The 25,907-nt window shown below is 66.1% G+C and carries 28 protein-coding genes; 17 read left to right on the top strand and 11 right to left on the bottom strand.

Annotated features, from left to right (window positions below):
- Positions 1-7 precede the first annotated feature (7 nt).
- A complete protein-coding gene (locus ACPCXD_RS16810; protein ID WP_160874945.1) occupies positions 8-1,186 on the top strand; it encodes an exonuclease SbcCD subunit D C-terminal domain-containing protein in 1,179 nt (392 codons plus the stop codon).
- On the top strand, positions 1,183-4,161 hold the full coding sequence (locus ACPCXD_RS16805; protein ID WP_160874943.1) for an AAA family ATPase: 2,979 nt from the start codon (positions 1,183-1,185) through the stop codon (positions 4,159-4,161). The genes ACPCXD_RS16810 and ACPCXD_RS16805 overlap by 4 nt, the downstream gene beginning before the upstream one ends.
- A 7-nt stretch (positions 4,162-4,168) precedes the next feature.
- On the opposite strand, the gene ACPCXD_RS16800 is transcribed toward ACPCXD_RS16805, so the two are convergent.
- Positions 4,169-5,386 carry an AI-2E family transporter gene (locus ACPCXD_RS16800; RefSeq protein WP_423660397.1) on the bottom strand — a complete coding sequence of 406 codons (1,218 nt, stop codon included), beginning with the start codon at positions 5,384-5,386 and terminating at the stop codon, positions 4,169-4,171.
- A gap of 136 nt (positions 5,387-5,522) precedes the next feature.
- Between ACPCXD_RS16800 and ACPCXD_RS16795 the strand changes: the two genes are divergently transcribed.
- Entirely contained in the window at positions 5,523-5,996 is a 474-nt protein-coding gene (locus ACPCXD_RS16795) for a hypothetical protein (protein ID WP_232622179.1), read from the top strand.
- Between the two features lie 36 nt (positions 5,997-6,032).
- Complete coding sequence (ychF, locus tag ACPCXD_RS16790; protein ID WP_016693933.1) at positions 6,033-7,112, top strand: redox-regulated ATPase YchF; 1,080 nt, start codon at positions 6,033-6,035, stop codon at positions 7,110-7,112.
- On the opposite strand, the gene ACPCXD_RS16785 is transcribed toward ychF, so the two are convergent.
- Together ACPCXD_RS16785 and ACPCXD_RS16780 are read right to left on the bottom strand one after the other, a co-directional pair.
- Positions 7,109-8,296, bottom strand: coding sequence for a tyrosine-type recombinase/integrase (locus tag ACPCXD_RS16785; RefSeq protein ID WP_423660394.1), 1,188 nt, complete (start codon positions 8,294-8,296; stop codon positions 7,109-7,111). The two genes, ychF and ACPCXD_RS16785, sit on opposite strands and share 4 nt — an antisense overlap.
- Positions 8,277-8,858, bottom strand: coding sequence for a helix-turn-helix transcriptional regulator (locus ACPCXD_RS16780; RefSeq protein ID WP_423660392.1), 582 nt, complete (start codon positions 8,856-8,858; stop codon positions 8,277-8,279). Before ACPCXD_RS16780 ends, ACPCXD_RS16785 begins: the two co-directional genes overlap by 20 nt.
- A gap of 118 nt (positions 8,859-8,976) precedes the next feature.
- Between ACPCXD_RS16780 and ACPCXD_RS16775 the strand changes: the two genes are divergently transcribed.
- The 4 genes from ACPCXD_RS16775 (at position 8,977) to ACPCXD_RS16760 (ending at position 11,233) form a co-directional block, all read left to right on the top strand.
- The gene (locus ACPCXD_RS16775) at positions 8,977-9,189 is read left to right on the top strand and encodes a helix-turn-helix transcriptional regulator (RefSeq protein ID WP_423660390.1); all 213 of its coding nucleotides are present in this window, start codon (positions 8,977-8,979) and stop codon (positions 9,187-9,189) included.
- Positions 9,190-9,262: 73 nt separating this feature from the next.
- Positions 9,263-9,415 carry a hypothetical protein gene (locus tag ACPCXD_RS16770; protein ID WP_423660388.1) on the top strand — a complete coding sequence of 51 codons (153 nt, stop codon included), beginning with the start codon at positions 9,263-9,265 and terminating at the stop codon, positions 9,413-9,415.
- Between the two features lie 244 nt (positions 9,416-9,659).
- Positions 9,660-10,085, top strand: coding sequence for a hypothetical protein (locus ACPCXD_RS16765; protein ID WP_423660386.1), 426 nt, complete (start codon positions 9,660-9,662; stop codon positions 10,083-10,085).
- A gap of 47 nt (positions 10,086-10,132) precedes the next feature.
- Positions 10,133-11,233: an AAA family ATPase gene (locus ACPCXD_RS16760; RefSeq protein ID WP_423660384.1), complete on the top strand. Its 1,101-nt coding sequence runs from the start codon at positions 10,133-10,135 to the stop codon at positions 11,231-11,233.
- A 631-nt stretch (positions 11,234-11,864) separates the two neighbouring features.
- On the opposite strand, the gene ACPCXD_RS16755 is transcribed toward ACPCXD_RS16760, so the two are convergent.
- The gene (locus ACPCXD_RS16755; RefSeq protein WP_423660382.1) at positions 11,865-12,044 is read right to left on the bottom strand and encodes a hypothetical protein; all 180 of its coding nucleotides are present in this window, start codon (positions 12,042-12,044) and stop codon (positions 11,865-11,867) included.
- 131 nt (positions 12,045-12,175) lie between these two features.
- On the opposite strand from ACPCXD_RS16755, the gene ACPCXD_RS16750 reads away from it, so the two are divergent.
- The 7 genes from ACPCXD_RS16750 (at position 12,176) to ACPCXD_RS16720 (ending at position 17,555) form a co-directional block, all read left to right on the top strand.
- Positions 12,176-13,543, top strand: coding sequence for a terminase TerL endonuclease subunit (locus ACPCXD_RS16750; protein WP_423660380.1), 1,368 nt, complete (start codon positions 12,176-12,178; stop codon positions 13,541-13,543).
- Positions 13,540-14,847, top strand: coding sequence for a phage portal protein (locus ACPCXD_RS16745; RefSeq protein WP_423660378.1), 1,308 nt, complete (start codon positions 13,540-13,542; stop codon positions 14,845-14,847). The genes ACPCXD_RS16750 and ACPCXD_RS16745 overlap by 4 nt, the downstream gene beginning before the upstream one ends.
- Positions 14,844-15,359, top strand: a complete 516-nt coding sequence (locus tag ACPCXD_RS16740) for a hypothetical protein (RefSeq protein ID WP_423660376.1) — start codon at positions 14,844-14,846, stop codon at positions 15,357-15,359. Before ACPCXD_RS16745 ends, ACPCXD_RS16740 begins: the two co-directional genes overlap by 4 nt.
- 11 nt (positions 15,360-15,370) lie before the next feature.
- Entirely contained in the window at positions 15,371-15,823 is a 453-nt protein-coding gene (locus ACPCXD_RS16735; protein WP_423660374.1) for a hypothetical protein, read from the top strand.
- Positions 15,820-16,149, top strand: a complete 330-nt coding sequence (locus ACPCXD_RS16730) for a hypothetical protein (RefSeq protein ID WP_423660372.1) — start codon at positions 15,820-15,822, stop codon at positions 16,147-16,149. Before ACPCXD_RS16735 ends, ACPCXD_RS16730 begins: the two co-directional genes overlap by 4 nt.
- 309 nt (positions 16,150-16,458) lie before the next feature.
- Entirely contained in the window at positions 16,459-17,292 is an 834-nt protein-coding gene (locus ACPCXD_RS16725) for a phage major capsid protein (protein WP_254583928.1), read from the top strand.
- Complete coding sequence (locus tag ACPCXD_RS16720) at positions 17,289-17,555, top strand: hypothetical protein (protein WP_254583929.1); 267 nt, start codon at positions 17,289-17,291, stop codon at positions 17,553-17,555. The genes ACPCXD_RS16725 and ACPCXD_RS16720 overlap by 4 nt, the downstream gene beginning before the upstream one ends.
- A 274-nt stretch (positions 17,556-17,829) precedes the next feature.
- Here the strand turns inward: ACPCXD_RS16720 and ACPCXD_RS16715 are convergent, their stop codons facing one another.
- Together ACPCXD_RS16715 and ACPCXD_RS16710 are read right to left on the bottom strand one after the other, a co-directional pair.
- Positions 17,830-18,471 carry a response regulator transcription factor gene (locus ACPCXD_RS16715; RefSeq protein ID WP_129977289.1) on the bottom strand — a complete coding sequence of 214 codons (642 nt, stop codon included), beginning with the start codon at positions 18,469-18,471 and terminating at the stop codon, positions 17,830-17,832.
- A complete protein-coding gene (locus tag ACPCXD_RS16710) occupies positions 18,468-19,652 on the bottom strand; it encodes a histidine kinase (RefSeq protein WP_160874939.1) in 1,185 nt (394 codons plus the stop codon). Before ACPCXD_RS16710 ends, ACPCXD_RS16715 begins: the two co-directional genes overlap by 4 nt.
- A gap of 178 nt (positions 19,653-19,830) precedes the next feature.
- Here ACPCXD_RS16710 and ACPCXD_RS16705 point away from each other — a divergent pair, with 178 nt between their 5' ends.
- Positions 19,831-20,682 carry a hypothetical protein gene (locus tag ACPCXD_RS16705; protein WP_160874937.1) on the top strand — a complete coding sequence of 284 codons (852 nt, stop codon included), beginning with the start codon at positions 19,831-19,833 and terminating at the stop codon, positions 20,680-20,682.
- Positions 20,683-20,759: 77 nt separating this feature from the next.
- On the opposite strand, the gene ACPCXD_RS16700 is transcribed toward ACPCXD_RS16705, so the two are convergent.
- The 4 genes from ACPCXD_RS16700 to ACPCXD_RS16685 form a co-directional block, all read right to left on the bottom strand.
- Positions 20,760-21,260: a P-loop nucleotide/nucleoside kinase family protein gene (locus ACPCXD_RS16700; protein ID WP_337200222.1), complete on the bottom strand. Its 501-nt coding sequence runs from the start codon at positions 21,258-21,260 to the stop codon at positions 20,760-20,762.
- Positions 21,261-21,375: 115 nt separating this feature from the next.
- Positions 21,376-22,164 carry a DUF3159 domain-containing protein gene (locus tag ACPCXD_RS16695; protein ID WP_160874935.1) on the bottom strand — a complete coding sequence of 263 codons (789 nt, stop codon included), beginning with the start codon at positions 22,162-22,164 and terminating at the stop codon, positions 21,376-21,378.
- A gap of 74 nt (positions 22,165-22,238) precedes the next feature.
- Positions 22,239-23,213 carry a pseudouridine synthase gene (locus tag ACPCXD_RS16690; RefSeq protein ID WP_423660368.1) on the bottom strand — a complete coding sequence of 325 codons (975 nt, stop codon included), beginning with the start codon at positions 23,211-23,213 and terminating at the stop codon, positions 22,239-22,241.
- 71 nt (positions 23,214-23,284) lie between these two features.
- The gene (locus ACPCXD_RS16685; protein WP_016693923.1) at positions 23,285-23,566 is read right to left on the bottom strand and encodes a hypothetical protein; all 282 of its coding nucleotides are present in this window, start codon (positions 23,564-23,566) and stop codon (positions 23,285-23,287) included.
- A gap of 125 nt (positions 23,567-23,691) precedes the next feature.
- Here ACPCXD_RS16685 and ACPCXD_RS16680 point away from each other — a divergent pair, with 125 nt between their 5' ends.
- On the top strand, positions 23,692-24,963 hold the full coding sequence (locus ACPCXD_RS16680) for an MFS transporter (protein WP_423660365.1): 1,272 nt from the start codon (positions 23,692-23,694) through the stop codon (positions 24,961-24,963).
- Positions 24,964-24,979: 16 nt separating this feature from the next.
- Here ACPCXD_RS16680 and ACPCXD_RS16675 read toward each other — a convergent pair whose 3' ends face one another.
- Positions 24,980-25,894 (bottom strand): Rv1352/Rv1906c domain-containing protein, encoded by a 915-nt coding sequence (locus ACPCXD_RS16675; RefSeq protein ID WP_423660364.1) that lies wholly within the window; start codon positions 25,892-25,894, stop codon positions 24,980-24,982.
- Positions 25,895-25,907 lie beyond the last annotated feature (13 nt).

The raw sequence follows: 25,907 nt of genomic DNA, 5'->3' as shown, positions 1-25,907 counted from the left end.
CTGTCCCATGCGGATCCTGCACACCTCCGACTGGCACATCGGCCGCACCTTCCACGGTGTCGACCTGCTCGCCGACCAGGCGCGTGCGCTGCGGGCCATCGCCGATCTGGTGGCCGAACGCGGGATCGACGTGGTGGTCGTGCCGGGCGACGTGTACGACCGGTCGATCCCGAGTTCCGATGCGGTGGCCGTGTGCAATGCCGGCCTCGAGGCCATCCGTGAGGCAGGGGCGGTCATCGTCGCCACCTCCGGCAACCACGACTCGCCGGTCCGTCTCGGTGCCGGTGCTGCCTTCGCCGCGCACGGTGGTCTGCACCTGATCACCCGCGTGTCGCAGATCGACAGCCCCGTCGTCCTGCACGACGCGCACGGCCCGGTCTGCTTCTACGGCATCCCGTATCTCGAACCCGAGATCACCCGCGCCGAGCTCGGCGTGCCCGAGGCCCGTTCGCACCAGCAGATCCTCGACGCGGCGATGGAGCGCGTGCGCGCCGGTGTTGCGGGTCGCGAGGGCCGCACCGTCGTCCTGGCCCACGCCTTCGTCGTCGGTGGCGAGCCCAGCGACTCCGAGCGGTCCATCTCCGTCGGCGGGGTCGAGACGGTGGCCGCGTCGTCGTTCGACGGTGCCGACTACGTCGCACTGGGGCACCTGCACTCCCCGCAGACGGTGAGCGAGACGGTCCGGTATTCGGGATCGCCGTTGCCGTACTCCTTCGGTGAGCGCTCGCACCGCAAGGCGGTGTTCGTCGTCGATCTCGACGCCTCGGGTGCGGCGTCCGTCGAGCGCGTCGATCTTCCGGTGATCCGCGAATTGACCCGTCTCGAAGGCGAACTCGACGATCTGCTCGCCGACCCGGCGCATGCCGCCGTCGAGGAGCACTACGTCTCCGCGGTGCTGACCGACGCGATCCGCCCGCTCGACGCCATGCGTCGCCTGCAGGAGCGGTTCCCGTACGCCGTGCACGTCGAATGGCAGCGACCGGCCGGGTCCACGGAGGGCAGTTATCGCGACAAGGTGCGCGGGCGCAGCGATCGCGACGTCGCCGCGTCGTTCCTCACCGACGTGCGTTCCGAGCCGTCCGAGCGCGAGCGCGGCTGGATCGACGAAGCGCTGAGGGAGGTCGACCGCCGTCGAGGTATCGGCGACGAGACCGACACGCAGTGGCGGACGGACGTGCCGGCATGAGACTGCACCACCTCGAGATCACGGCCTTCGGTCCGTTCGCCGAGACCGTCGAGATCGACTTCGACGAACTCGGCGCCGACGGGCTGTTCCTGCTGCACGGCCAGACGGGCGCGGGCAAGACGTCGATCCTCGACGCGGTCGCGTTCGCGCTCTACGGCACCGTCCCCGGTGCGCGCTCCGAGGGGCGCCGGTTGCTGTCCGACCACGCGCGGGTGGGTGCGGTGCCGACGGTCCGGCTCGAGGCCACCATCGCCGGTCGCCGCCTGTCCATCGAACGCAGCCCCGAGTTCGAACGCCCGAAGAAGCGCGGCACCGGCACGATCAAACAGAATGCCAAGGCGAATCTCACCTGGCTCGACGGGTCGGGGGAGAACCTGTCGCGCGCCCAGGAGATCGGCGACGTCGTCAAGTCGCTGCTCGGGATGAGCGCCGAACAGTTCTTCCAGGTGGTGCTCCTTCCCCAGGGCGACTTCGCCCGGTTCCTGCGCGCGAACAGCGAAGAGCGCGGCAGGCTGCTCGAGCGTCTGTTCGACACCACCCGTTTCGGCGACGTCGAGCAGTGGTTCCGCGACCGCCGCGGTGCCGGAACGAAACTGCTTGCCGAGCAACAGAAGAAGGTCGAAGTACTCGCGGCGAAGGTGGCTGCGTCCGCCGGGATAGAGGCGGGCGCCGATGCCGATCCGGTGGAGTGGGCAGGCCGCCTGCTCGCCGAGGCCGCCGAGAACCGCGACGACGCCGCCGCGGCCCTGTCGCGCGTCCGCGCCGTCGACGAAGCCAACCGTCGCAGGCTCGACGAGACCGTCGCTCTCGCCGACCGGCTCCGCCGCCGCCGCGACGCCCTGAACGTCCTCGCCGACCTCGAGCAGACGCAGGCGCAGCGCGTCGCCGTGACGGCCGAACGCGACGCTGCGCATCGCGCGGTGAGCGTCGCCGTCGTCGATCGGGAAGCCGCCCGCCTCGCGCGCGAGGCCGAGGTCGCCGCAGCCCGCGCCGAGACGGCCGCCGCGCCGCTCCGCAACGACGACGAAGGACGCGAACTCCTCGACGCCATCGGGCCGACGCCGTCCGCCGCCGATCGCGGCATCATCCGTCCTCGATGCGAGGAATGGTCCTCGGAGGCAGCGCGTCTCGACGTGCTGCTCGATCGCCGACGTCGTCTCACCGAACTCGAGGGCGAACGCGAGAAGGTCGCCGGGCGCCGCCGTGCCCTCACCGACGAGCGTCAGCAGGTGGTCGACGAACGCGCCGCGTTGCCCGAGCGGTCGACCGCCGCGGCCGATGCGGTCGCCGAGGCCGAACGCGCAGCGGCGACGCTCCCGGGCCTGTCCACCGCGCGCGACCGCGCCGCCGATGCGCTCGACGCCGCCACCGAACTCGCTTCGCGCCGAACCGAACTCGAACGGCTCGAAACCCGGGTGCTGCAACTGCACTCCGAATTCAACGACGCGCGCGACGCGCACCTCGACGTCCGGCAGCGTCGGATCGACGGAATGGCCGCCGAACTCGCGGCGCGTCTCACCGACGGCGAACCGTGTGTGGTCTGCGGTTCCACCGAGCATCCCGAGCCGGCGCGCCCGGCTCCCGACACCGCGACGAAGGCCGACGAAGAACGCGCCCACGCCGCCGAGCAACGCGCCGCCACCACGCTGAGCGAAGCACGCGAGGCCGTCACCGAACTCTCCGGAATCGTCGCCGTCCTCCGGCAGCGTTGCGGCGACGCCGAACTCGCCGAGCTCACCACCGCCCACGCCGAGGCGGTCCGCGCCCACGACGAGGCCGCCACCGTCGCCGGTCGGCTCGACCATCTGCGCGCGGCGGTCGAGGATCTGCGCAAGCTCGACACGGTGCTGGCCGAACAGGAGAAGCGGCTCGACGCCGAACTGTCCGAGCTCGCCCGCGAGGACGCGGTCCGCGCGGCCGAGATCACGGAGATCCGCGAACGCATCGTCGAAGCCGTCGGCGACCTCGACCTGCTCGCCCCGCGACGGAAGACGGTCGCGGCACTGTCCGCCGCGGCCACCGCGCTGCTCGACGCCCGCACCGCCGCACTCCAGGCCCGCACGGCCGCCGACGAACGCGCCGCCGACGCCCGCACCGCAGCCGCCGAGGCGGGCTTCACCGACCTCGACAGCGCCCGCGCGGCCGTCCGGACGCCCGAGCGACTCGCCGAGATCGACCGCGTCCTGCGCGCCGCCGACGACGAACGTGCGGTGGCCACCTCCACGCTGAACGACCCGGCGATCGCGGCCCTCACCGGCGACGAGGTCGCCGACGTGACGGCCGCGCGTGCGGTGGTGGACGATGGCGCCGCCGCGGTCGAGGCGGCCCTGAGCGTGGCTACCGAGGCCGAGCGCCGGCACCTCGACATCGAGAACTACACCCGCCGGCTCGAGCGTGCCTGCGCCGAACTGGCCCCGCTGCTCGACGAACACGCCGAACTCTCCGCGCTCGCCGACGTCGTCGCCGGGATGGGATCGAACGCCAAGAAGATGTCGCTGCGCTCGTACGTGCTCGCGGCGCGACTCGAGGAGGTCGCCGACGCCGCCTCCGAACGCCTGCGCAGAATGTCCGGTGGTCGCTACGAGTTCGTGCACTCCGACGCGGCCGAGAGCCGGGGTCGTCGCGGCGGTCTCGGCCTCGACATCCACGACGAGTACACCGGCGCCGTGCGTTCGACGAAGACGCTGTCGGGTGGCGAGTCCTTCCAGGCGTCCCTCGCCCTTGCCCTCGGCCTCGCCGACGTCGTCGCCGCCGAGGCCGGCGGGCTCGTGCTCGACACGATGTTCATCGACGAAGGCTTCGGCTCACTCGACGCCGACTCCCTCGAAGCCGTCATGGGAGTGCTCGACGAACTACGCGCGGGAGGCCGCGTGGTGGGCGTGGTCAGCCACGTCGACGAGATGCGGCAGCGGATCCCGAGCAGGCTGCACGTCATCCGTGGCCGCTCGGGATCCACCGTTCGCGTCGCGAGCTGACCGCCCCTCAGTCCTCGGAGGCGGCCGGTGCCGGAGAGGCCGGCTTCGGATCGGGCACCGAGGTGTCGCCCGGAGCCGGGAGGGCCTTCGTCTCGTCGTCGTCGCCGTCACTGGCGCGTTCGTCGATCTGTTCGCCGATGTAGCGGATGACCACCGCGGCTACCGCCGCGACCGGCACCGCCAGGAACGCACCGACGATCCCGAACAGTGACGATCCCGCGGTCACCGCGAGCAGCACCACGGCCGCGTGCAGGTTCATCGACCGCGACTGCAGCACCGGCTGCAGCACGTTCCCTTCGATCTGCTGCACCGCGATGATGAGGACCAGCACGATGATCGCGGTCGTGAAACCGTTGGCGACGAGTGCGACCAGCACCGCCAGCGCACCGGCGACGAACGCACCGACGATGGGAATGAATCCGCCGATGAAGGTGAGGATCGCCAGCACGGGTGCGAGCGGGACGCCGAGGATCACCAGGCCGATACCGATGAACAGGGCGTCGATGAAGCTCACCAGGGCCTGCGTGCGGATGAATCCGCCCAGCGTGTCCCACATGCGGCCGAGTACCGCTTCGAGGTGACGTCCGGCGCGGCCGCCGCTCACGCGGTGCAGCCACGGCACGAAGCGCGGGCCGTCCTTGATGAAGAAGAACGTCAGCACGAGGACGAGAGCGAGCGTGACGAGCAGCGAGCCGGCCGTGCTCACACCGGAGAAGACACCGCCCGCGATGGTGGCGGCACTGCCCTGCACCCGCTCGACCACCGCGTGGACGGCGTTGTCGAGTTGCTCGTCGCGCAGGTTGATCGGGGGCCCCTTCACCCATTCCTGCACGGTGTTGATGCCTTCGGTGGCCTTGTTGGCCAGGTCGGGCATCTGGGAGACCACCGACGGGACGATGCCGGCGATGATGCCGCCGACGATCGCGAAGAACATCACGAGGGTCAGGCCGGCCGCAGCAGCCGGAGGAACACCGCGTTTGGTCATGAAGCGGGTGGGCGGCCACAGGATCGTGGAGACGACGATCGCCAGGGCGACCGGCAGCACGATCACCCACATCTTCTCGATGATCCAGCCGATCACCACCGCACCGGCGGCGATGACGACCAGGCAGGCCGACCACTTGGCGAGCCAGATTCCGCCCGTGCCCAGCAGGCTCCCGCGGTCGGGTTTCGCCGACAGCTTCTCACTGCTGTTATCGCTGGGCGCGGTCTTCGATTCGGTCAACGACGGTCCTTCCGACATGTATCGAGCTCGATACCGATCGACAGTCGCCAATCTACGGTCACCGAGCGCCGCGCGTGGTCCGGACGACACGCCGGAAACGGCGCTGAAGGGTCCCCGGCCGTGGCATTCTCGAAACGTGACGAACCGAACGAGCACGACCCGACGCCTGCGTGTACCTGCGGCGGCTGTGGCGATCGCTGCCGCCTTCGCGCTCACCGCGTGCAGCTCCGACGACAGTTCCAGCAATGAGGACGTCCGGTCGTCGGCGGATGTCGCCGTCACGAGCGTCCAGGAGCAGGCCGAGGGAGCCATCTCGTCGGTGCAGAGCATCGCGTCCAGCGCGGCCGAGCGGGCCGGCGACATCTTCGACGAGGCGAAGCTCGACGTCTTCGTCGCGGCGTTCCGCACCGGCTATCCGCAGCTGTCGGCCGACCGGGAGACGCAGGACATCGAGTCCATCGTCACCGAGACCTGTCCGCTCATCGACGAGGGTGCGTCCGACCAGGAAGTGAACGCGAAGGTCCAGGAGGTCGCGACCAACGGATCGACCGTGCCCGACGAGGACCAGGCCGCGCGCATCGCGCAACTGGTGCGGGTGGCGTGCGGGTGAAATGAGCGGCAGGCGGCCGCGTAGAATATCGATCCCGTGAGCCTTACCCTCGGAATCGTCGGTCTTCCCAACGTCGGCAAGTCGACGCTGTTCAATGCGCTGACCAAGAACGATGTGCTGGCAGCGAACTATCCGTTCGCCACCATCGAGCCGAATGTCGGCGTCGTCGAACTGCCTGATCCGCGGCTGAACCGGCTCGCCGAGATCTTCGGTTCCGAGCGCATCCTTCCGGCCACGGTGTCGTTCGTCGACATCGCCGGCATCGTCAAGGGCGCTTCCGCCGGTGAGGGCATGGGCAACAAGTTCCTCGCCAACATCCGCGAGGCCGACGCCATCTGCCAGGTCGTTCGCGTGTTCGACGATCCCGACGTGGTCCACGTCGAGGGCAAGGTCGACCCGATGGCCGACATCGAGGTCATCGCGACCGAGCTGATCCTCGCCGACCTGGAGACGATCGAGCGGGCGCTGCCGCGGCTCGAGAAGGAGTCCCGGAAGAACAAGGAACTCGTCGCCCAGCTGGAGGAGACGAAGAAGGCGCAGGCGATCCTCGAGGACGGCCGCACCATCTTCTCCGCCCAAGCCGAGGTGAAGGGCGAGCTGCTGCGCGACCTGCACCTGCTCACCGCCAAGCCGTTCCTGTACGTCTTCAACGCCGACGAAGCCGTCCTCACCAATGAGGAGCGCAAGGAGGAGCTGCGCAAGGCCGTCGCACCGGCCGACGCCGTCTTCCTCGACGCCAAGGTCGAGTCCGAGCTCCTCGAGCTCGACGAGGACGAAGCGATGGAGCTGCTCGAATCGATCGGCCAGACCGAGGCCGGTCTGAAGCAGCTCGCGCGGGCCGGTTTCCACACCCTCGGTCTGCAGACCTACCTGACGGCGGGCCCGAAGGAATCGCGCGCCTGGACCATCCGCAAGGGCGACACCGCCCCCAAGGCGGCCGGCGTGATCCACACCGACTTCGAGCGCGGCTTCATCAAGGCCGAGATCGTCTCGTTCGCCGACCTCGACGCGGCCGGCTCGATGGCCGAGGCGAAGGCCAAGGGCAAGGTCCGCATGGAGGGCAAGGACTACGTCATGGCCGACGGCGACGTGGTGGAGTTCCGCTTCAACGTCTAGAGTCCCTGGTCAACAGGGGTTTTGTCGCTCTCCGTCCGCAGTGCGTCCGCAGTAGCTTCCGCGAAGAGTCCGTCCGCAGCCTTGCGGGTCCGGTCGGAAGCATCCGGCCATAGGTGCGAGTACGTCGTGAGCGTGACTGCAGCGGAGTGGTGCCCGAGGGCACGTTGCACGGTCACCACGTCGCATCCTGCAGCGATCAACCCTGACGCGTAGAAGTGCCGTAGATCGTGCAGGCGTAGATCTCCGACGCCTGCACTTTCTCGTGTCTTGCGCCAGCGGTAACCGACACTGTTTTGATGCCACGGATGCTTACCCCTGCCGGGGAACATCCACCGCTGAGGGTCGGTGCCGGCGCGCCAGTGTGCGATATGCACCGACAGAAGATCGAGCAATCCTTGCGGGGCCGGAATGGTCCGCTCGGACCCGTACTTCGGTCCCCGGATCTCGACCTCGTTCCCGTTCGCTTTCTGTACCTGCCGGCGAACCTGGATCTCCCGTCGCAGGAAGTCGATGTCCCCGACTTGGAGCGCTGCAGCTTCCCCGAGGCGTAGACCAGCGAACGCGCACAGTCCCACGAATGCCCGGAAGTCGTCCTCAGCTTCCCTCAACAGATCACCGACCTGGCTGGGTGTCGGTATGACCATCGCGGCCTCGGTGCGACGAACGCGGGGGAGTGCCACAGTCTGTGACGGGTCGTGAGCGAGCATCCGGTCACGCACTGCAGCTCGCAGGACAGAGCGCACGTTGTTGAACCGGGTCTTGATCGTCGACGGCTGCAGGTCCGCATCAACCATCGACCGGACCCACTTCTCGACATGCGACGGACGCAGGTCGACGAGTGCCACGTCTGAGAAGGTGACCCCGTTCGCTGCGAGGTTCATTGCTCGCTCGGTCCCAGGCACCCACACCTGCCGGGTCGACCACTCGCGGTAGAACGATGCGAAGGTGACTTTGCCCTTCGCCGGGTCGATGTAGGTGCCCGTGACCTGAGCTGCGGTCACCTCGTCGAGCCACTGTTGTGCGTCGACTTTGCGGGTGAATGATCGTGCGTGTTCTTTGCTGGCTTCGTCTACGTAGCGGGCGCGCCAGCGTTTCCCCTTACCGTTGTTCGCCGAAGGTGTGCCGTCCGCTTTGCGCCAGCGGTCCTCGACGCCGGCGCGACGATTACGCCTCGGCCTCGTCATCGCTCTGATCCGCTTCTAGCGCAGCACGATTGATCGCGTCGGCCATCGACTGTCGTTGCACTTCGTAGTAGGCAACAGTCTTAGCTGCATCCTCGAGGCGTTCTTGTGCCGATCGAGCCTGCTTCTCAAGCAGTTCCATGTGTTCACGCATGGCCTGCTGGGTTACTGATTCGGTTTCGGGGCCAGGACCGTAGAAGACGCTCAACACGGGCACGCTGAATATCGACGCGATGGCGACGGCTTCTGATACGCGGAGGGGTCTCGTACCCCGTTCGATCTTTGCGACTGTGGTCTGGTGCATGTCGAAGCCGTGAAGGTTTAGTTCTTCCGCTAAGTACTCCTGAGACCAGTTGCGAGCCTTTCGCCATTCACGGACCCTCTGGCCGAACATTTTCTCCCACCACTCGTAGGGCTGTCGGCGCTCTTCCATGGATCGTGAATCGAGCGTGTCCGCTGCATCTGCTTCAACCTTCCGCATCTGTTGCCACAGCTCAGCGAGTTCTTTGTGTCGCATGCGGTCCTCTGACGAAGGCCCGTTTCGACCCTGCTGCGATTCAGTCATGCGTGGATTCTAAGCGCGGAGGGCATTGAATCCAAGCGAAACGGCTAGACGTAGCGCGGTGCTGTTGGTATGGTCGCTTTCAGCTTGAAAACCAAGCTTCAAACGCTTAGGAGGAATCGTGACTCGTTCGCAGGGTGACGTGGCCGCTCAGGTCGAAGAGTTCTGGAAAGCGAAGCAGGTGTCTGAGTACACCGGCATCCCCGAGGGCACGTTGCGCTACTGGGTCCACATCGGTCGAGGACCGAAGAGCTTCACCCTCGGTCCGCGCAGGCGGGTCTGGCGAAAGAGTGTGGTCCTTGCATGGATCGCTGAGCAGGAAAGCGTTGCCTGAAAACCAACTCGCCCCCGGCGCCGGGCAGGGCACCGAGGGCATGGACCGAATCACTAGAAGGAGACCGATCCCAATGACCAATTCTACCGTGACCGCAACCGAGGTCCGCAATGCCGCAAAGACGAACAACTGGGACGGCATCACCGTCACCGACCTTCTCGTCCTCATCGCTACCGGTGAACTCCACGCCGAAGAGCTTTCCGCGCTTATTGAGGCAGCGGCATGACAACGATCCTCGTCATTGCCGTGCTGCTCGGTGTCATCGCAATCCTGTTCGGCGCGTACCGAAACCCCGCGAAGCGATGCACACGCGACTTGTTCGCAGAAGACGTCGAAGCAGCTCTCCGGAGAAGGCCGAAGCATCACCTCACCTGAGATCAATGCGCGCCTACGAACCCGCACCGTTCCCAGTTGACGCAGCGGGCCGGGAGTCCCGAAACTCCCGGCCCGTATCCCAGAAAGGGCACACCATGCCCAATGAGCATATCGAGCAGGCCGACAACCTTCTCGACCTCGTTCTCGGACTCGACCCTGGACTCACCAGAGAGCTGCCCCCGGTGGCAGTAATCCTCGAATACGTCATCCCGCACATCCTTCGCGTCCGGGACGACGGAAATGGCAACCTCCGGCAGCTCCCGATCATCGGCACGTCCGACTGGCACCGCGCCAGCGACGGCATCAAATGGGCCACAGTCGCACTCGCAGCCCTACAAGGACTCTGGGCTGCCGAACGAGGCCCCGAAGAACGCATTGCATACATCGAAGGGGCAGACCGAGTGGACCTCGGCTTGGACTGGGCGACATACGCCTACCAAGAGGGCTACGACAAGGGTCGACGCGATCAGAAAGCCATCGACCGCCGCGCAATCCGACGAAATCCGGGAGCGGCCGCGTGAGTTGTCCCGAACCTGCTGAAGCAGTGGTCCTTGGTCCTGGAGACCCTATGTCCAGGACCAAGGACCAGTACCTACAAAACCTACTCGGGCAGGAAGAATTTGCGAGACTGCGACTTCTCGGAGCAGACCCGGAGGTCACGTCAGAGCCGGAACAGGATCTGAAAATCGATTACGGCAACTACTGCGACGTCGATGCCATTCTCTCCGGAGGGCTACCCCCAGCGCCGACCCCAAAGTACGGCCGGCGCGTCGATGGTGTGGCGCTGCTATACGAACAGCAAGTCAACATGCTCTTCGGGGATCCTGAAGGCGGCAAGACGTGGGTTGCTCTCGCAGCGACCGCCGACGCACTCATCAACGGTGAACGTGGCCTGATCCTCGACATGGACCACAACGGGGTAGGAGCCACGCTTGCACGACTGCTTGCACTCGGAGTTCCTGCTGACACGCTCAGGGACCGCAGTCGATTTCTATACGTCGAGCCTGAGGACAAGTTGCACGTTCTCACGATCGTGATGGACATGGCGACATGGCAACCCCACATCGTCGTGGTCGACTCCCTCGGAGAACTCATTCCGCTCTTCGGCTCCAGCAGCAACAGCGCAGACGACTTCACACTGGTCCACTCCAGAGTCCTTAAGCCGTTCGCTAAGTCAGGTGCATGTGTCGTCCTCATCGACCACCTCAGCAAAGGAGCCGACTCCAGAGCGTTCGGTCCGGGCGGCACCGCAGCGAAACGTCGCGCCATCGGTGGGGTCTCAATCCGGGTGCGTGTGAAGGACGCATTCACGCCGGGGCAGGGCGGCTCCGCGTACCTCACCGTCAACAAGGACCGGCACGGTGGCCTACGGAAGCACTGTCCTACCGGAGACCGTGAACCCCTTGCAGGCATCTTCAAGCTCTCGGAATACGAAGGCGGACTCCTCGAAGCGGAGATCAGCGCGCCGAAGGACGGAGAGTCGGCACCAAAGAGCTTCAGCATCAGTGGAAGCGACTCGGAACGGGCCGAGGCCGATGCTGCCGCACTCAACGACCTAGACCCCGCTCCCAAATCCAAGCGGGACGTCCAGGACCGCATGGGCTGGGGAAGCGACCGCGCGAACGAAGCCCTACGCACCTGGCGCAACTCACGAAAGGAAGACCAATGAGACGTCTACCAATACGAGCAGAGTTCCGCATCTACGGCCACCCCACCGAGAAGCGCGTCATGCTCCGCCTCGGAGACGACGACTGGAGCCTCAGCACCAAAGAGGCAATCCACCTCGCCAACCGCCTCGTCGACACCAGCGAACGACTCACACGGGAGAACCCATGCCCCACATCCTCAGCCCCTGCCGTGACTGCGGAGAACCCACACACGGAACCTACTGCGACCACTGCAGACCCCAGTACATCAACCGACAACGCCCCAACAAGCCCCAACCCCAACGCATCGGCTACGACTACACCTGGCGCAAGCTCTCCCAACGAGCACGCTCACGACAGAACTGGTGCAGCGACTGCGGAAGCACAGAAGACCTCACCGCAGACCACAGCCCCGAAGCATGGGCACGCAAACAACGAGGACTACCCATCCGCCTCAGAGACATCGACGTCGTCTGCCGGCGCTGCAACACCGACCGAGGAGCAGCACGAGGACCCTCACTCGGCCCCGGTCACGCCGACCCAGGGGGGATGCCCCAGGCCGACGCCACCGCCAGCCGCCTCGGTGAGTCAAAGTCCCAGTCACACTGCCCCTAGGGGCGCTGCATGACTACTGCAGGGAACTTGCTGAGCGGTCTACTTGGTGGACTGAACGTTGAGCATCAGCCAGGCGCCGGGAGCGTATGCCAGCATGCGTCCGTCAGCCTTCCTGATCTCCAGTACGCCGCCGTCGATGACTTGTACTTGGTCCTTACCGCTGAACTTCCAGTCCTCGTTCGGAAACCGGGTCTCATCGAACCTCACTGTGAACTCCATGGCCGGATCTTGTCATATTTGGAGGGCCGATGAGGGCTGGTCCAAAACGAGCAATTACGGCTGAACCTCTCGACTTCTCGGAGCTAGGTCGTCCGGGCTGGACGAGACTGCAGCGGTTCGCTCTCGAATACGTGAAGGTCCCGAAGGGGCACGGTGCCCGTAAGCCCTTCAAGCTGCGGAAATGGCAGCTCGACATCGTCAAAGAGCTGTACCCGTCCCGTGGTCCTCGCCCTCGTCAGGGCTTGGTGTCGATGCCTCGCGGTAACGGCAAATCCGGTCTGGCTGCGGTGATCGCCCTCTATGCGTTGTTCGCTGACGAGGAGGAAGGTGCACAGGTCCTCGTCGTGGCATCGGATGAACGGCAGGCCCGCATCATCTTCAATGCCTGCCGCCGCATGATCGAGCTGGACGAACGGCTCGCTGAGCAGGTGCAGATATTCCAGGACCGCATCTATGTGCCACACACGGACTCGGAGCTGCGACCACTGCCGGCAGAACCGGGTGCGCTGCAGGGCTGGGACCCGTCCCTTGTGGTGGTCGATGAACTGCATGTGGTCACGGAAGCGGTGTACGACGCGATGCTGCTCGCTGCTGGTAAGCGTGAGCGGTCGATGCTGCTGGCGATTTCGACGCCGGGTGAGTCCACGGATTCGGTGATGTGGCGGCTGGTGGAGCACGGGCGCGCCAACCCGAATGATGCTTCGTTCAAGCTGGTCGAGTACGCAGCCCCAGAAGGGTGTGCCCTCGACGACGAAGAAGCATGGAAGATCGCGAATCCTGCTCTCGGGGATTTCCTTGCGGTGGACGCGGTCCGGGCGCAGCTCCGCACTACCCGTGAGCCTGCCTTCCGCCGCTACCGGCTGGGACAGTGGGTCGGGCAGGTAGACCGGTGGCTGCCGTGGGGTGCGTGGGAAGACCTCGCCAATCCGAGTCGTGTGGTCGCGGACCGGGAACCGGTGGTCCTCGGCTTCGATGGTTCGGCTTCGGGTGACTCGACCGCGCTGGTGGGATGCACGGTCGGGCCTGATCCTCACGTGTTCGTGGCGGGGGTGTGGCAGAACCCCGGAGATGTCCGCTGGCGTGTACCTCGTAGCGATGTCGACGACGCGGTAGCTGCGGCGTTCGACCGGTACGACGTTCTCGAACTGGCCGCTGATCCGTGGGGGTGGCGGTCGGAGATCGAAGCGTGGGCGAAGCGGTACGGGGAACGTCGGGTCCTGCAGTGGAACACGGCAGCGGCGAATCGTATGGCGCCGGCAACGGACCGTTTCTATGCCGCAGTGACTCAGTCCGAACTGTCACATGACGGAAATGCGGTGCTGGCAACGCACCTCGGGAACGCGGTCGCGAAGTCCACCGCTCTCGGGGATCTCATCCACAAGGACAAGCGGGGCAGTCCCCGCAAGATCGACGCCGCTGTAGCGGCAATCGTGGCGCTCGACCGAGCGGCATTCCATTCCAACAAGTCGGCACGACGCCGAGTCAGGAGCTTCAAATGAGCGACACCCTGCAACTACTGCTTCAGGAACTGGACTCGAAGCAGGCACAGATCGCATTGCATGAGCAGTACTACACCGGAAACCAGCCCTTGTCGTATCTCTCTCCTGAGGCGAAAGTCGCGCTGGGTACTAGGTTCGGTCGACTGTCGTCGAATCTTCCGCGTCTGGCCGTTACATCGCTCGCTGAGCGGCTCCGTGTCGTCGGCTTCACGGTCGGGGGTACTCCGGCCCCGGAACTGTGGCAAACGTGGCTTAGAAGCGACATGGACCAGTTGGGCGGTGTCGCGCATCGGGAAGCGTTGGCGCTGGGTCGTTCATACGCGATTGTGTGGGCAGACCGAACCGGCAAGGCCCGCATCACCGTCGAGTCTGCACGGCAGGTCACAGCTCTCACCGACCCCGGATCTCGCCAGATCGTCGCAGCGGTGAAGCGGTGGGAGTCGGTCACCCCGGCAGGACTGCCGGACAAGGCGTATGCGGTCCTGTACCTGCCGGACCGCATCGAACGGTACGTTTCCGAGTCCACCGCTGCAGCCGCCTACAAGCTGCAGGACACCATCGACAACCCCCTCGGTGTGGTCCCGGTGGTGCAGCTCCGCAACACGGACCGGCTGCTCGACGACGGCACATCGGAAATGGCGGATCTCATCCCGCTAGTCGACGCACTGAACAAGACACTCGCGGACATGCTGGTGGGTTCGGAGTACTACGCCCGACCTCGCCGCTGGGCCACGGGCATCGAACTGGTCGAGGACGAGCACGGCCACGTGGAGAATCCGTTCCCCGAGGGGGACCGGATGCTGATTTCTGAGGCACCGGAATCGAAGTTCGGACAGCTCGCCGGCGCGGACCTCGCATCCTATGAGGCAGCGGTCCGGGTCCTCACCTCGCAGATCATGGCTGTGTCTGCGCTACCGGCTCACTACATCGGTTCTCTCACCGCACAGCCCGCATCTGCGGATGCTCTCCGTGCCTCGGAAGCATCCCTCACGGCTCGCGCTGAGGCACGCCAGCACGTGTTCGGTAGGGCATGGGAGCAGGCAGGACGTATCGCCCTCGCAGTGGACACACAGCGGCATCCCGACGAGTTCGATGTGCGAGTGCAGTGGGCGGACCCGTCGACCCGTTCGCTGGCGCAGGAAGCTGATGCGGTGGTGAAGCTCTTCACCGCTGGACTTCTGCCGGCATCGGCTGCCCTCGCTCGCCTCGGATACTCCGATGACGAGATCGCCGCTATCCGATCTGCTCGACGCGCTGAAGCTCTCGACGGGCAGGCCGTGGACCTCGGGAAGCTGATCGCATGACGTACACCGACACGCTCGCAGCACTGGCGGCATCCACCGAAGAATCCGTTGTGGCGCTGTACGAACGGTTTCTGGCAGGGGAGTTGACCGAAGCGGAGTTCGTGGAGCTGGCAACCGCGGCTCTTGCGGTCGCGGAAGCCCGAGGCGCATCACTTGCGGATGTCGCACTCGCTACAACCTTGTCGGTGCAGCGTGGTACCGCCGTCGCCACAGTGGGACTCGCAGCTACAGTCACGCGCTCGCTCGCCCGCCAAGTCATCACCGAGGCACTACTCGACCCTGGTGATGTAGCCGAAGCCCTACGAGTCAATGTCCGGGCCGAAACTCTCGCCGCCGCTCAGGACGCATACGGGGAAGGTATGCGTCAGCAAGGGGTGGAGTCCTGGACGCGGGTCCTCAACTCGGGTGCGTGCCCTCTGTGTCACGACCTCGCTGGGGACGTTCTTCCCGCAACCGCAGAGATGTATCACCACAAGGGATGCGGCTGCACGCAGCGTCCCGTCGAAGACTGAAGGAGCACACCATGAACGACATTGACGAGCAGGAAATCGTGGTCGACAACGCCACCGCTGACGAGACCGTGATCGACGCGAAGCCCGACCAGATCGCTGCCGAACAGGACGCCGGCACCGAGGACACCGACACGACTACTCAGGACACGTTCCCTCGTGCCTACGTCGAAGAGCTGCGACGTGAGAACGCGAACTACCGCACCCGCGCACAGCAAGCTGACCAGCTCGCACAGCGGCTGCACACCGAACTGGTGAGGCAGCTCGGGGCACTGCAGGATCCCAGTGACCTTCCGTTCGACGAGGCGCACCTCGAAGACCCCGAGGCTCTGAGGGCTGCGGTGGATGCTCTGCTCGCCCAGAAGCCACACCTACGGTCTCGCAGGGTGTCCGGGGACATCGGGCAGGGTGCGACTCAATCTGCCGGCAGTGTGGATCTGCTGGGCCTGCTGAGGGGACGAGCATGATCGGGGAAACCATCAAACTGATCTCAGTCAGCGGTGGCGGCTGGGACGACAACGGGGACCCATTGCCCGAAACGGAAGTCATCACCGAGGTGCAGGCTCTCGCGGTGGCACCGGGCGCATCCGAGGAACACAAGGAGCTTGCCCGAAACGGCATCACCATCGAACTGACGGTGTACCTGCCCTCGGGCACGACGGTTACCGAGGACGACATCGTCGAAGTGCGTGGCGTTCGCTATGAAATCGAAGGTCGGCCTGTTGAATGGGTTTCACCGTTCGGTGCTGGACCGGGCGGTTACGAGATTCTGTGCCGACTGGCGCAGGGGTAGGGGAGATATGTCGCTTCAAGATGAAACCCGGGACGCATTGCTCGCTGCTATCAAGCGTGGGGCTGAGCTCGACAAGCTCACCCACCAAAGCCTTGAACGGCTCGCGAACGCCTACGCCCTCGTGACAGGGCAGGCGAAGCCTTCCGCTCCAGCGGCCCCGTCTGAATAACGGCGCTACTAACGGCGTTACGCCCAGGCCCGACATCCGGTACCCCCAGGGGGTATATTGGGTGTCGGGCCTGGTGCCCGTTCTAACGTTGTGGACCTGGCGTCCAGCGTGAAACCGAAACCCTTCACGTAGGAGCCATCATGGTTGAAACGACCGCCAACAACTCGACACTGCTCCGTGAGCAGGTCGCCAACCTTCTCGTTCAGCCCCTCGAAGCGCAGGCCGTCGTCCTTGCATCCGGTGTCCGCATCTTCGACACCAGCGAACCGCTGCGAATCCCGAAGCTCACCGCCGGCGCAAACCCCGGCTGGGTCGGTGAATCCGAACTGATCCCCGAGTCCGATGTGCAGTTCGGTGAAGTGCAGCTCATGCCCACCGACCGCAAGTCCATCAAGACCCTGATCCGCTTCAGCAACGAACTGGTCCGTCAGGCCGTCGTCGGCATCGACTCCGTCCTCAAGACCCGCCTCGTCACCGACGTCGCGAACAAGCTCGACGATGCGCTGCTCGCAGGTGACGGCACCGACCACTCGGTAACCGGCATCATCAACCAGCCCGGAGTCCAGACCGGCACGCTCGACAACACCGACGCGGACAGCCTGCTCGACGCCATCGCTCTCGCCGTCGCAGCCGAGGTCACCCCGAACCGGTGGTTCATCTCCGGCGCGGACTTCATCGCAATCCGCAAGCTGAAGGATCTGCAGGGCAAGTACCTGCTCGAATCCGATGTCACGAAGGACGCCACGTATCGACTGTTCGGCATCCCCGTCACAGTCACGAACAAGCTGCCTGCCGGCACTGCGATCCTGTGCGACACCAGCCAGATCGCTGTAGCACGCGATCTCGCACCGAGCGTCACGGTCCTCTCGGAGCGCTACGCCGAATACGACGAGCAGGCAATCCGCGTGGTCACCCGCTACGACCTCGGTCTGCTGCATCCCGAGGGTGTCATCGTCCTCACGGATACGCCGTGACTCCCGAGGACATCCCGCTGACGGTGCGGGCACTGGCCTACGGCTACACCCGAGGATCTGGGTTCGACGTGGAAGGCGCGCCGATGCACCCCGATCTCGAAGCGGTGATTGCCACGGCAGCGGCCCGCCTCGCAGCGAACCCGGAGCAGGTCACGAAGACTGTGACGGTAGGCCCGTTCAACGAGTCCAGGGGAGCAGGTTTCCAGGGCTGGTCACTCGCTGAACTGGCGGTACTGAACCGGTACCGGAAGCGGGCACAGTAGCGACGAAGGGGGTACGTACCGCGTACCCCCCTTCTCGTCCGCAGTGCGTCCGCAGTAGAACCGAATGACCCCCTCGGACGCCAACAATGCCAACAGGTATATCCGCAGGTAGACGGCATATCTCCACATCTACCAATCCCGGCAAACTCCCAAGAGGGAGTTCCGCTTCAACGTCTGATGGGGCCAAGGAGCCGCTTCAACGTATAGCAGCGTGCCGAATCTCCACTCCTCGCGATCGTGCGCAGCTCGGACCGGTCGATCGAGGGCGCTGCCCCTACACTCCGGAGCCGTCGACGAGACCGGCGTCGAGCGCCAGGACTGCCGCGTGTGTGCGGTTGCGCGCACCGAATTTGGCGAGGATCGACGACACGTGTGTCTTCACCGTCTCCCGGGTGACGTGGAGCGCTTCGGCGATCTCACGGTTCTCGGCACCTCGCACCAGCGCCTCGAGAACTCGTAATTCGGTCGGGGTGAGCGCCGGTCCGTTTCGGGCACGGTGGCGCGGCGTCGACATGAGATCGCGTACTCGTTCGGGAAAGAGGACCGAACGACCACCTGCGACGGTACGTACCGCGTTCGCCAATTCCGTGGCTCCGCTGCGTTTGAGGACGAAACCGGAGGCTCCGAGCCGTAACGCCTCGACGAGATAGGCGTCGTCGTCGAAGGTGGTCATCATGACCACCGCCGGTGCTTCGGGCGATCGCACGATTCGGCGCGCCGCTTCGAGACCGTCCAGTCGGGGCATCCGGACGTCGAGCAGCAGCACGTCGATATCGTCGCGCTTCTCGGTGAGTTCGATGGCGCCGACGCCGTCGGTGGCGGTCGCGACCACGTCGAGGTCGTCGACCGCCCCGAGGATCGTCGCGAGACCGTCGAGCACGAGTGGATCGTCGTCGACCACCGCGACCCTGATCACGATCCCTCCAGCGGGAATCGTGCCCGTACGATCCACGATCCGTCCTCCTCGTGGATGGTGAGAGTGCCCTCCGCGTGGTCGGCGCGGGTGCGCATCGTCGTCAATCCCATGCCTCGGCGACGGGAAGCGACACCCGGACCGGGGGAGCCGGTGGAATCTGCGATCCCGTTCCGCACGAGGATGTCCAGGATGTCGCCGTGGTTCAGTTCGACGCAGATGTGGCCGTCGCCGTGGCGGAGTGCATTGGTCAACGCCTCGCGCACCACTTCTACTGCTGCGGTCGCGGTGGGTTCCACGAGTCGCTTCGGCGGATCACCGGATTCGACGAGGTCGGCACCGGCAAGATCGGCCATCGACCGTATCTCCTCGAGGGGGTGCCCCCGGGCCGGTGCATCGTCGCTCGGTGCGGTCAGCCGGCCGATGGTGTTGTCCAGCTGTGCGAGAGCTGCACGGCCGAGTTCCTCGATCGCGTCGAGATGCCGATTCTGTTCCTGCGAAACGGCTTTGGCTGCCTGTGCTTGCACGGTCATGGCCGTGAGTGTGTGGCCGATCGAATCGTGCAGTTCGTGGGCGAGGCGTGTGCGCCACGTGAGTTCGGTGTTCGCTGCGCGAAGTTCGTCGAGACGGTCGGTGGCGGTCGGTGCGAGCATCATCGGAGCGAGTCGTCGCTCGAGGATCGCGGTGCCGACGAGCACTGCCAGGGCAACGATCACCGCGCCCAGCCCGATCGCCGCGCGCACCGGTGTCGGCATGCCGGTGAGAATCCCTGCCGATCCGACCCGCTCGGCAGGGAAGAACAGACCCACCCCACTCGGCAGACCGATCAGCAGTGCGATGAGTGCAACGGAACCGAGTGCCATGCTGGTCAGCGCCCACCACAGACCTTGCCGGCGTGCCGCCCAGTCGTGTGGATCGCGGGTATCGGGCACGGTGACGTCGAGGAGAGTCCGGGCCGCGGTGACCTCGAGGGATCTCACGCCCGGCGCGGTGAGGACCGCGCCTACGACGACGATCGTGAGCGCACCGAGCGCCGACACTGCCACGGTGATCTCCCAACGCCCGAGATCGATGTTCGTTGCGATCGCCGCACCGAACAGCACGCCCAGAGCGGCAACCGACGACGCCGCGGCCGCACCGATGAGCACGTGCACGCCGGCGAGCAGGACACGGGAGATCGTCACCGACACATCGGTTATTGAACCTCATGGAGGGCGCGCGGTGCCTCCCCCACACGGGGGAGAACGAACCCGTCTCTCGGGGGAGGTGATCCGATCCGGGAAGCGGGACCGTCGGAACATGAACACGATCTCTGCACCTGTACAGCACGCACCCGTCCCGATACAGCGAGTCCTGACAGCCGTGTCGATCCTGGCCTGCCTGCCCTATCTCGCTCTGAAACTGTCCTGGCTGAGCGGCTTCGATGTAGGTCTCGGTCCTGCCGCGGCGGAGTGGGGCACCACGATGTGGGTCATGAATCTGGGTACGGCGGCGATGGACTCGTACGCCGTGTTCCTCGCGGTCGCGTTCATCGCGTCGTGGCGCCGGCGCGTTCCGGACGTGGTGATCCTGGTGCCGATGTGGATCGCATCCGGTTTCCTCGCGGTCATCGTCGTCGGTCTGCCCGTACAGCTCGCGCTCGGAGTCGACGCGACCGCGCCGGCGGAGGAACCCGTCGTACTCGAAACCTGGGTGTGGTCTGTGGTCTACGCAGGCTTCTTCGTGCTCGGCGTCTCGCTGCTCACGAACTTCGCACTCGATGCACGCGCCCACTACGTGCCTCGAATCCGTCGTGCCTCCGGCGACGGCCGCATACTGCTCGTCGCAGCCACACTCGCCTGTGGTGTCATCGCCTCGAAGATCATGGGTTTCGTCGAGTCGGGTTTCGGTGGCACGGGTGTCGCCGACGCGACTCTGATCGGGGCGGCTGTTGCGGTCGTGCCGTCCCTCGCCTACGCCCAGCGGCGCGGGAACACATCGGCGGCGGTGTGCGTATGGTTTGCCGGTGCGCCCTTCTTCTCGATAGGGACGTACACGCTGGTGCTGACGGTGGTGCCACACGATCTCGCCGACATCCCCGGGCATGCCACGATCAGTGGGGTACTCATGCTCGCGCTGGGTCTGGTTGCGGGGTGGACGTTGCACAGCATGCTGGGCCGGCCGGTCGTGCTCGACGGCCGCCGAACCGCCCCGGAGCCGACAGGACGGACATGAGAATTCGCCCGAATGCGCTCAGCTTCCCCACATCTGCGCTTCGTCCGGGGTGCACCGGGTGAGGAAGCGGCAGAGCGTCATTCCGCGCGGGCCACGCCCCAGCGAACCACTTCGAGCGGTCCCTCCTCCGACGTCGGAGGTTCGAACCGCTCGAAGTACTCCGTCGCCGTCCGCTCGGTCAGCGGCCAATCGTCCGCCCACCTCCCGTGCCGGTCGCCGAGCCGGCCCAGGATGGGCTCGAGATCCGTCGCGATGTACACGGTCTCCGGCACGATGCCCTGCGGTGCGAGCAGTGTGCGGAACTCGTCACGTTGTCGCCGGAACCAGAATCCGAAGTCGAGCACGACATCGTTTCCCGCCGCGACAAGGCGCAGCAAGCGCGCCTTCAGATCTGCCGCCACCTCGGCAACGACGTCGGCGGAGGGCATCGTCGTGATCCCGCGATGCCAGAACTCCACCTCATATGACAAACGCGTCCAGCCCTCGTGCTCCAGGCGCTTGGCGTAGGTGCTCTTGCCGGCACCGGCCGGCCCGCACATCATCAGGACGCGAGGTCCTCGCGTCCTGTTCGCTGCCACCGGGCCGACGGTACACACCGCCACTGACATCGAGACCGGTACGCTCCGCTCGTCGCTGATCCGAATCGGATCGGACACGACACAATCCACACGCCCCGGGTGTCGGGGCACCGCGTCAGGTGGAGGCCTTCTCGGTCTTCGGTGACAGTCTGCCGAGCACCGCGCTTCCGATGATGCCGACGATGATCATGCCTATTCCGACGGCGTCGGGTACCGAATCGGTGACCCACCCGAAGATCCCTGCGACCAGCACGAAGGTCGGCAACCAGTCGATCAGCCTCAGGATGGACGGGGCAGGTTCGGACTCACCCTGCGTCGCCGCGAACTTCGCTCCGGCGTAGTCCGGATAGAACTCGGTGAAGGAGACCGCGAAGAAGATCGCCGCGAGCTGGAGCACCCAGCCGGTCCAGAAGTTGCCCGGGTCGCGCATCACGGCGTCACCGATGAACCCGACGATGGCGGAGAAGGTGAACGCACCGGCCCAGACCGCGGAGATCACGTAGTTGATCTTCATGAACAGGGGAGACGTCCAGTACTCCTGGGGCGTGTCCTCTTTCGCGTAGGGGAGTGTGAACGGCCTGCGCGCGATCAGGGTGGCGACGACGAACACCGCGAGCGCGATGTTCGTGAGTTCACCCGCCCAGATCTCCATCCAGTCGATGACACCGTCCGACGCGATGAGGCCCACCGCGGCCAGCACGACGAAGAACGCCGCGCCGAACACGTCGAGGGCGTGTATCTTGATGCCGCGTCGCGCGCCCACCCACATCGTCAGCAGGACGAGGCCGAGAGCGAAACACACCGCTTCCTCGAACCGTCCGGGAGCCGACAGGACGGACATGAGGATCCACGGTGCGATGCCCGACAGTGGCGACCGGAGGTAACCGTCGACGACCTTGGTCATGCCTACCAGCGTATTTCGTGAAGCCGGGCATGTCGGAGTTTTCGGAGGATCGACCAGGATCCGCTCGGGCGCACTCAGTCCTGCGTGGTCGGTGCTTCGGCCAGGCTGCGCCGGGTGGAAAAGCGACGCTCGTCCCCCGACAAGGGGTCGACGAATTCGAGTTCCCGCGCGAGCAATTGGAGGGGAAGCGAATGGTCGTCCGGCGTCTCGGGCAGCAGGACGGGATACCAGTGGTCGCCGAGGATCCCGATACCGAGCGCCGCCAGATGCACGCGCAGCTGATGCATCCGACCCGTGTGCGGGCGCAACAGAGTGTGCAGGACGGCCCGTCCCGACCCGCTCACCCCGGATCCGAGCACCTCGATCAGCGTCTCGGAGTTGGGTTCGCGGGTGTCGTCGACGACCACGCGCAACTCACCGCGCCGCGCCTCGATGTGATTGCGGTACAGCACGGGGACCGGACGTCCGGCGATCTCCGACGCTGCCGGATCCCATTCCGCCGGCAGTGCGGACACCGCCTCGTACACCTTGGTGACCTTCCGCTTCTCGAACAGCGACTGGTAGGCACCGCGCGTTTCGGGCCGGGCCGAGAACATCACCAACCCGGCGGTCGCCCGGTCGAGCCGGTGGATCGGTGTCAGATCCGGGTTGTCGAGACGGGTCCGCAGCCGGACCAGTGCCGATTCGCGCAGGTAGCGCCCGCCCGGAGTCGTCGGAAGAAAATGCGGTTTGTCGACCACGACGAGGTCGTCGTCGATATGCAGGATCTCCTCGTGGAACGGCACCGGTTCCTCGACGGGCAGATCGCGGTAGTACCAGACGAACCGGTGCGCTCCGAGCACCGTGCTACGGCCGATCGGTTCTCCGTCGATCCCCACGATCTCGCCGGCGTCGAAGCGGCGGTAGAGATCGTCGGGGTCGAGATGGTCGAAGCGTGCGACGACGTACTCGGCGACCGTCGACCACGGACCGGAGGTCGGAACACGCAGTCGCGTGGCCCCGACCCCGTTCCTGACGGGCAACGGTGAGGGCATCGGCACGGGCACCATCCTCCCATCGGCCGCGACGTGAGCTGCGCCTCGGTGATGGGCGACTGTGCGATCGGAGAGCGACGGCGCGATCAGAGCTTGTCGAGATCCACGGGCGGATAGTTGCCGTAGATGCCGTGGTCGAATCCCTGGAGGTAGCTGTGATGCTGGGCTGCGGCGTTGTGCGTCAGCTCCTGGGCGCGTGCGGCGTCCCGGGCGCGTGCCTCGCGCTGCTGTTCGAGCAGGTACTTCAGAACGAACCAGGCGACGGCTCCGACGGCCGTGATCACCAGGATGCCGAGCAGGACCTTCCAGTAGGAGACGACGAAACCGATCACGAGCAGGAGTGCGAAGAACCCCAGGAACTCCCTCATCACGTCCTCTCCGGAGAAGCGGGTGCCGCTTTCGTCTGTTTCGCCGACTGTATCGCCGCGGACCGACACCCCGTTTCGCCGATGCTCGTCGGGGACGGTCGGCACCGTTCTGCCACCATGTCCGCATGACTGCACCGGCCCGGCTCGGCATCCCGACCGGCACGCTCGCGCTGCTGGCCGCTCTGTACTTCGCGCAGGGTCTGCCGTACGGGTTCTTCACCCAGGCGCTTCCGGTGGTGCTCCGCGAGTCGGGCTTCTCGCTGATCGCGATCAGCGCGACGGGTGTGCTGTTCGCGCCGTGGGCGCTGAAGTTCCTGTGGGCGCCGTACGTCGACCACTACGGAACGCGGCGGCAGTGGCTGCTCTCGCTCCAGCTCGCAGCGTCGGCGGTGTCGTTGATCCTGGCGTGCCTCGATCTGTCGTCGACGCTGCGGTGGTTGCTCGTCGGTATCGCGGTCGTCAACGCCCTCTCGGCCACACAGGACGTCGCGACGGACGGTCTGGCCGTGCAACTGCTCGGACCGACACAGCGGGGGCTGGGGAACGGTATCCAGGTCGGCGCGTACCGCATCGGGATGATCGTCGGTGGGGGAGCGCTGCTGTGGGTGTTCTCCCTTGCGGGCTGGCGCAGCCTGTTCCTCGCGATGGCGTTCCTGCTGGTGCTGACGACGATCCCGGTGTGGCGACTGCCGCGCACGGAGCGAGCGGTCACGCCGGATCGGGAGCCGAGAAGTGCGACCCGCATGACGGTCGCGTGGTGGGCGCGTCTGCGCCGCCCCGGCATGCTCGCGTTCATCCTGCTCATCGGGGGCTTCAAGTTCGGTGACTCGATGGGGTCGGCGATGGTGGGCCCGTTCATGTCCGACTCCGGACTCACCCTCGGGCAGATCGCGCTGGTCAAGGGCGTGCTGTCCTCGGCCGGCGCTCTCGGCGGCGCCGCGCTCGGCGGGTGGCTGTGCTTCCGTCGCGGTCGCCGGCAGGCCCTGCTGATCGGTGGCGTCACCCAGACGGCGAGCCTCGCCTTGTACGTCGTCGCGTCGCTCGGCTACGGCGGGTTCGGGCTCATCGTCTCCGCGAGCCTGGCCGAACACATCCTCGGCGGTGCCGCGACGGTCGCGGTATTCACGCTCATGATGGACGCCGCGGACAGGGGCCACGCCGGCAGCGACTACACCCTGCTCGCGTGCGCGATCGTCGTCGTGCAGGGCATCGCGGGATTCACCGCCGGTGTGGTCGGAGACGTCGTCGGTTACCCCGCGCTGTTCGGCACGAGCCTGGTGTTGTCGGGAATCGGATGTGCCGTCCTGTTGCTCGCGCTCGATCGGGGCATCGGACCGAGCGGGGTGCACGGGGTGTGGCGGAGCGGGGCGGGCCGGGCGGTCTCGCGTCCCCGGTGATCACGGGTACTGCCGATCACCGCGACCAGTACTGCAGCATCGGCTCCTCGGCGAGCACCGTCGACCCCTCGGAGATGACGAGGGCACTCGACGAGATGCTGTACTGCACACCGGCGTTCGTGGCGGTGAAACCGTCGCCGGAGGGCACGGGATCGTCGATCTCGATCGCCGCCCCGTCGTTCGTACGGACGCCCTTGTAGTAGTACCGCCCGGCCCCGGTCTCGCACACCACAACGAGTGAGTCGGCCGTCTGTCCGATGGCGACAGCGAAATTCGTGTGGTTGCACCGCGCCTCGGGGATGCCGACGAAACCCTGGGGGTCGGTGTCCTCGGAGGCCCACACGGGCGGTAGTGGACGTGCGGGTCCGGTCGCGGGCGCGGGATTCCCGGTCGCTGTGAGTTCGAGATCCTCGATCCGCAGCGCCACGTCGTCCGGAAGCACGGTGACGTAGCTGTTGCCCTGCACGATGCTGTTGGCCGTGATGCACTCGAAGTCGCCGGTCAGGCACGACAGCCGCTCCCAGTAGCCGCCGAGCGAATCCGTCGGGCGCAGCGCGTATTCGCCGGGCGCGATGTCCACCCCGACCTTCAGGGTGCCGTTGGTCGGGAAGCCGCTCGCGGCGGCGGACCGACTCGCCTGTGCTCGCGGGGCGGGCGGCTCCGCTTCCGCTCGTGGGGCAGCGGACGGCGACGCGGTGACGGTCACGGTCGACGGGGACGGGCTCGCGGCGACGGCGCTCTCCGATCCCGGATCGGACGAGCGGGTCAGGACGACGACCAGCGCGGCGACCGCGGCGACGACGGCGACGAGCAGGGCACCGCCCACGAGCCACGGCCACTTCGGTCGTCGCGGCGGGGTCGGGGTGGGCCAGGGTGGCGGGGGAGCGCCGTAGCCGTAGCCGTATCCGTCCGGCGGAGGCTGCATCGACATCGGGGTCCCTTCG

Source organism: Rhodococcus sp. AB351 (assembly GCF_049538275.1).
GTDB lineage: Bacteria > Actinomycetota > Actinomycetes > Mycobacteriales > Mycobacteriaceae > Rhodococcus.
Note: the sequence above shows the minus strand (reverse complement) of the source record. Positions and strands in the feature narration are given on the sequence as shown.

What these genes read in the sequence shown, in the direction of transcription:
- ACPCXD_RS16735 (WP_423660374.1), top strand. Translation starts at nt 15,371, where the DNA reads ATGAACGACATTGACGAGCAGGAAATCGTGGTCGACAACGCCACCGCT.
- ACPCXD_RS16685 (WP_016693923.1), bottom strand. Translation starts at nt 23,566, where the DNA reads ATGAGGGAGTTCCTGGGGTTCTTCGCACTCCTGCTCGTGATCGGTTTC.
- ACPCXD_RS16680 (WP_423660365.1), top strand. Translation starts at nt 23,692, where the DNA reads ATGACTGCACCGGCCCGGCTCGGCATCCCGACCGGCACGCTCGCGCTG.
- ACPCXD_RS16770 (WP_423660388.1), top strand. Translation starts at nt 9,263, where the DNA reads ATGACCAATTCTACCGTGACCGCAACCGAGGTCCGCAATGCCGCAAAG.
- ACPCXD_RS16785 (WP_423660394.1), bottom strand. Translation starts at nt 8,296, where the DNA reads ATGACGAGGCCGAGGCGTAATCGTCGCGCCGGCGTCGAGGACCGCTGG.
- ACPCXD_RS16760 (WP_423660384.1), top strand. Translation starts at nt 10,133, where the DNA reads ATGTCCAGGACCAAGGACCAGTACCTACAAAACCTACTCGGGCAGGAA.
- ACPCXD_RS16745 (WP_423660378.1), top strand. Translation starts at nt 13,540, where the DNA reads ATGAGCGACACCCTGCAACTACTGCTTCAGGAACTGGACTCGAAGCAG.
- ACPCXD_RS16755 (WP_423660382.1), bottom strand. Translation starts at nt 12,044, where the DNA reads ATGGAGTTCACAGTGAGGTTCGATGAGACCCGGTTTCCGAACGAGGAC.
- ACPCXD_RS16805 (WP_160874943.1), top strand. Translation starts at nt 1,183, where the DNA reads ATGAGACTGCACCACCTCGAGATCACGGCCTTCGGTCCGTTCGCCGAG.
- ACPCXD_RS16695 (WP_160874935.1), bottom strand. Translation starts at nt 22,164, where the DNA reads ATGACCAAGGTCGTCGACGGTTACCTCCGGTCGCCACTGTCGGGCATC.
- ACPCXD_RS16730 (WP_423660372.1), top strand. Translation starts at nt 15,820, where the DNA reads ATGATCGGGGAAACCATCAAACTGATCTCAGTCAGCGGTGGCGGCTGG.
- ACPCXD_RS16725 (WP_254583928.1), top strand. Translation starts at nt 16,459, where the DNA reads ATGGTTGAAACGACCGCCAACAACTCGACACTGCTCCGTGAGCAGGTC.
- ACPCXD_RS16810 (WP_160874945.1), top strand. Translation starts at nt 8, where the DNA reads ATGCGGATCCTGCACACCTCCGACTGGCACATCGGCCGCACCTTCCAC.
- ACPCXD_RS16690 (WP_423660368.1), bottom strand. Translation starts at nt 23,213, where the DNA reads ATGGTGCCCGTGCCGATGCCCTCACCGTTGCCCGTCAGGAACGGGGTC.
- ACPCXD_RS16675 (WP_423660364.1), bottom strand. Translation starts at nt 25,894, where the DNA reads ATGTCGATGCAGCCTCCGCCGGACGGATACGGCTACGGCTACGGCGCT.
- ACPCXD_RS16780 (WP_423660392.1), bottom strand. Translation starts at nt 8,858, where the DNA reads ATGACTGAATCGCAGCAGGGTCGAAACGGGCCTTCGTCAGAGGACCGC.
- ACPCXD_RS16765 (WP_423660386.1), top strand. Translation starts at nt 9,660, where the DNA reads ATGCCCAATGAGCATATCGAGCAGGCCGACAACCTTCTCGACCTCGTT.
- ACPCXD_RS16740 (WP_423660376.1), top strand. Translation starts at nt 14,844, where the DNA reads ATGACGTACACCGACACGCTCGCAGCACTGGCGGCATCCACCGAAGAA.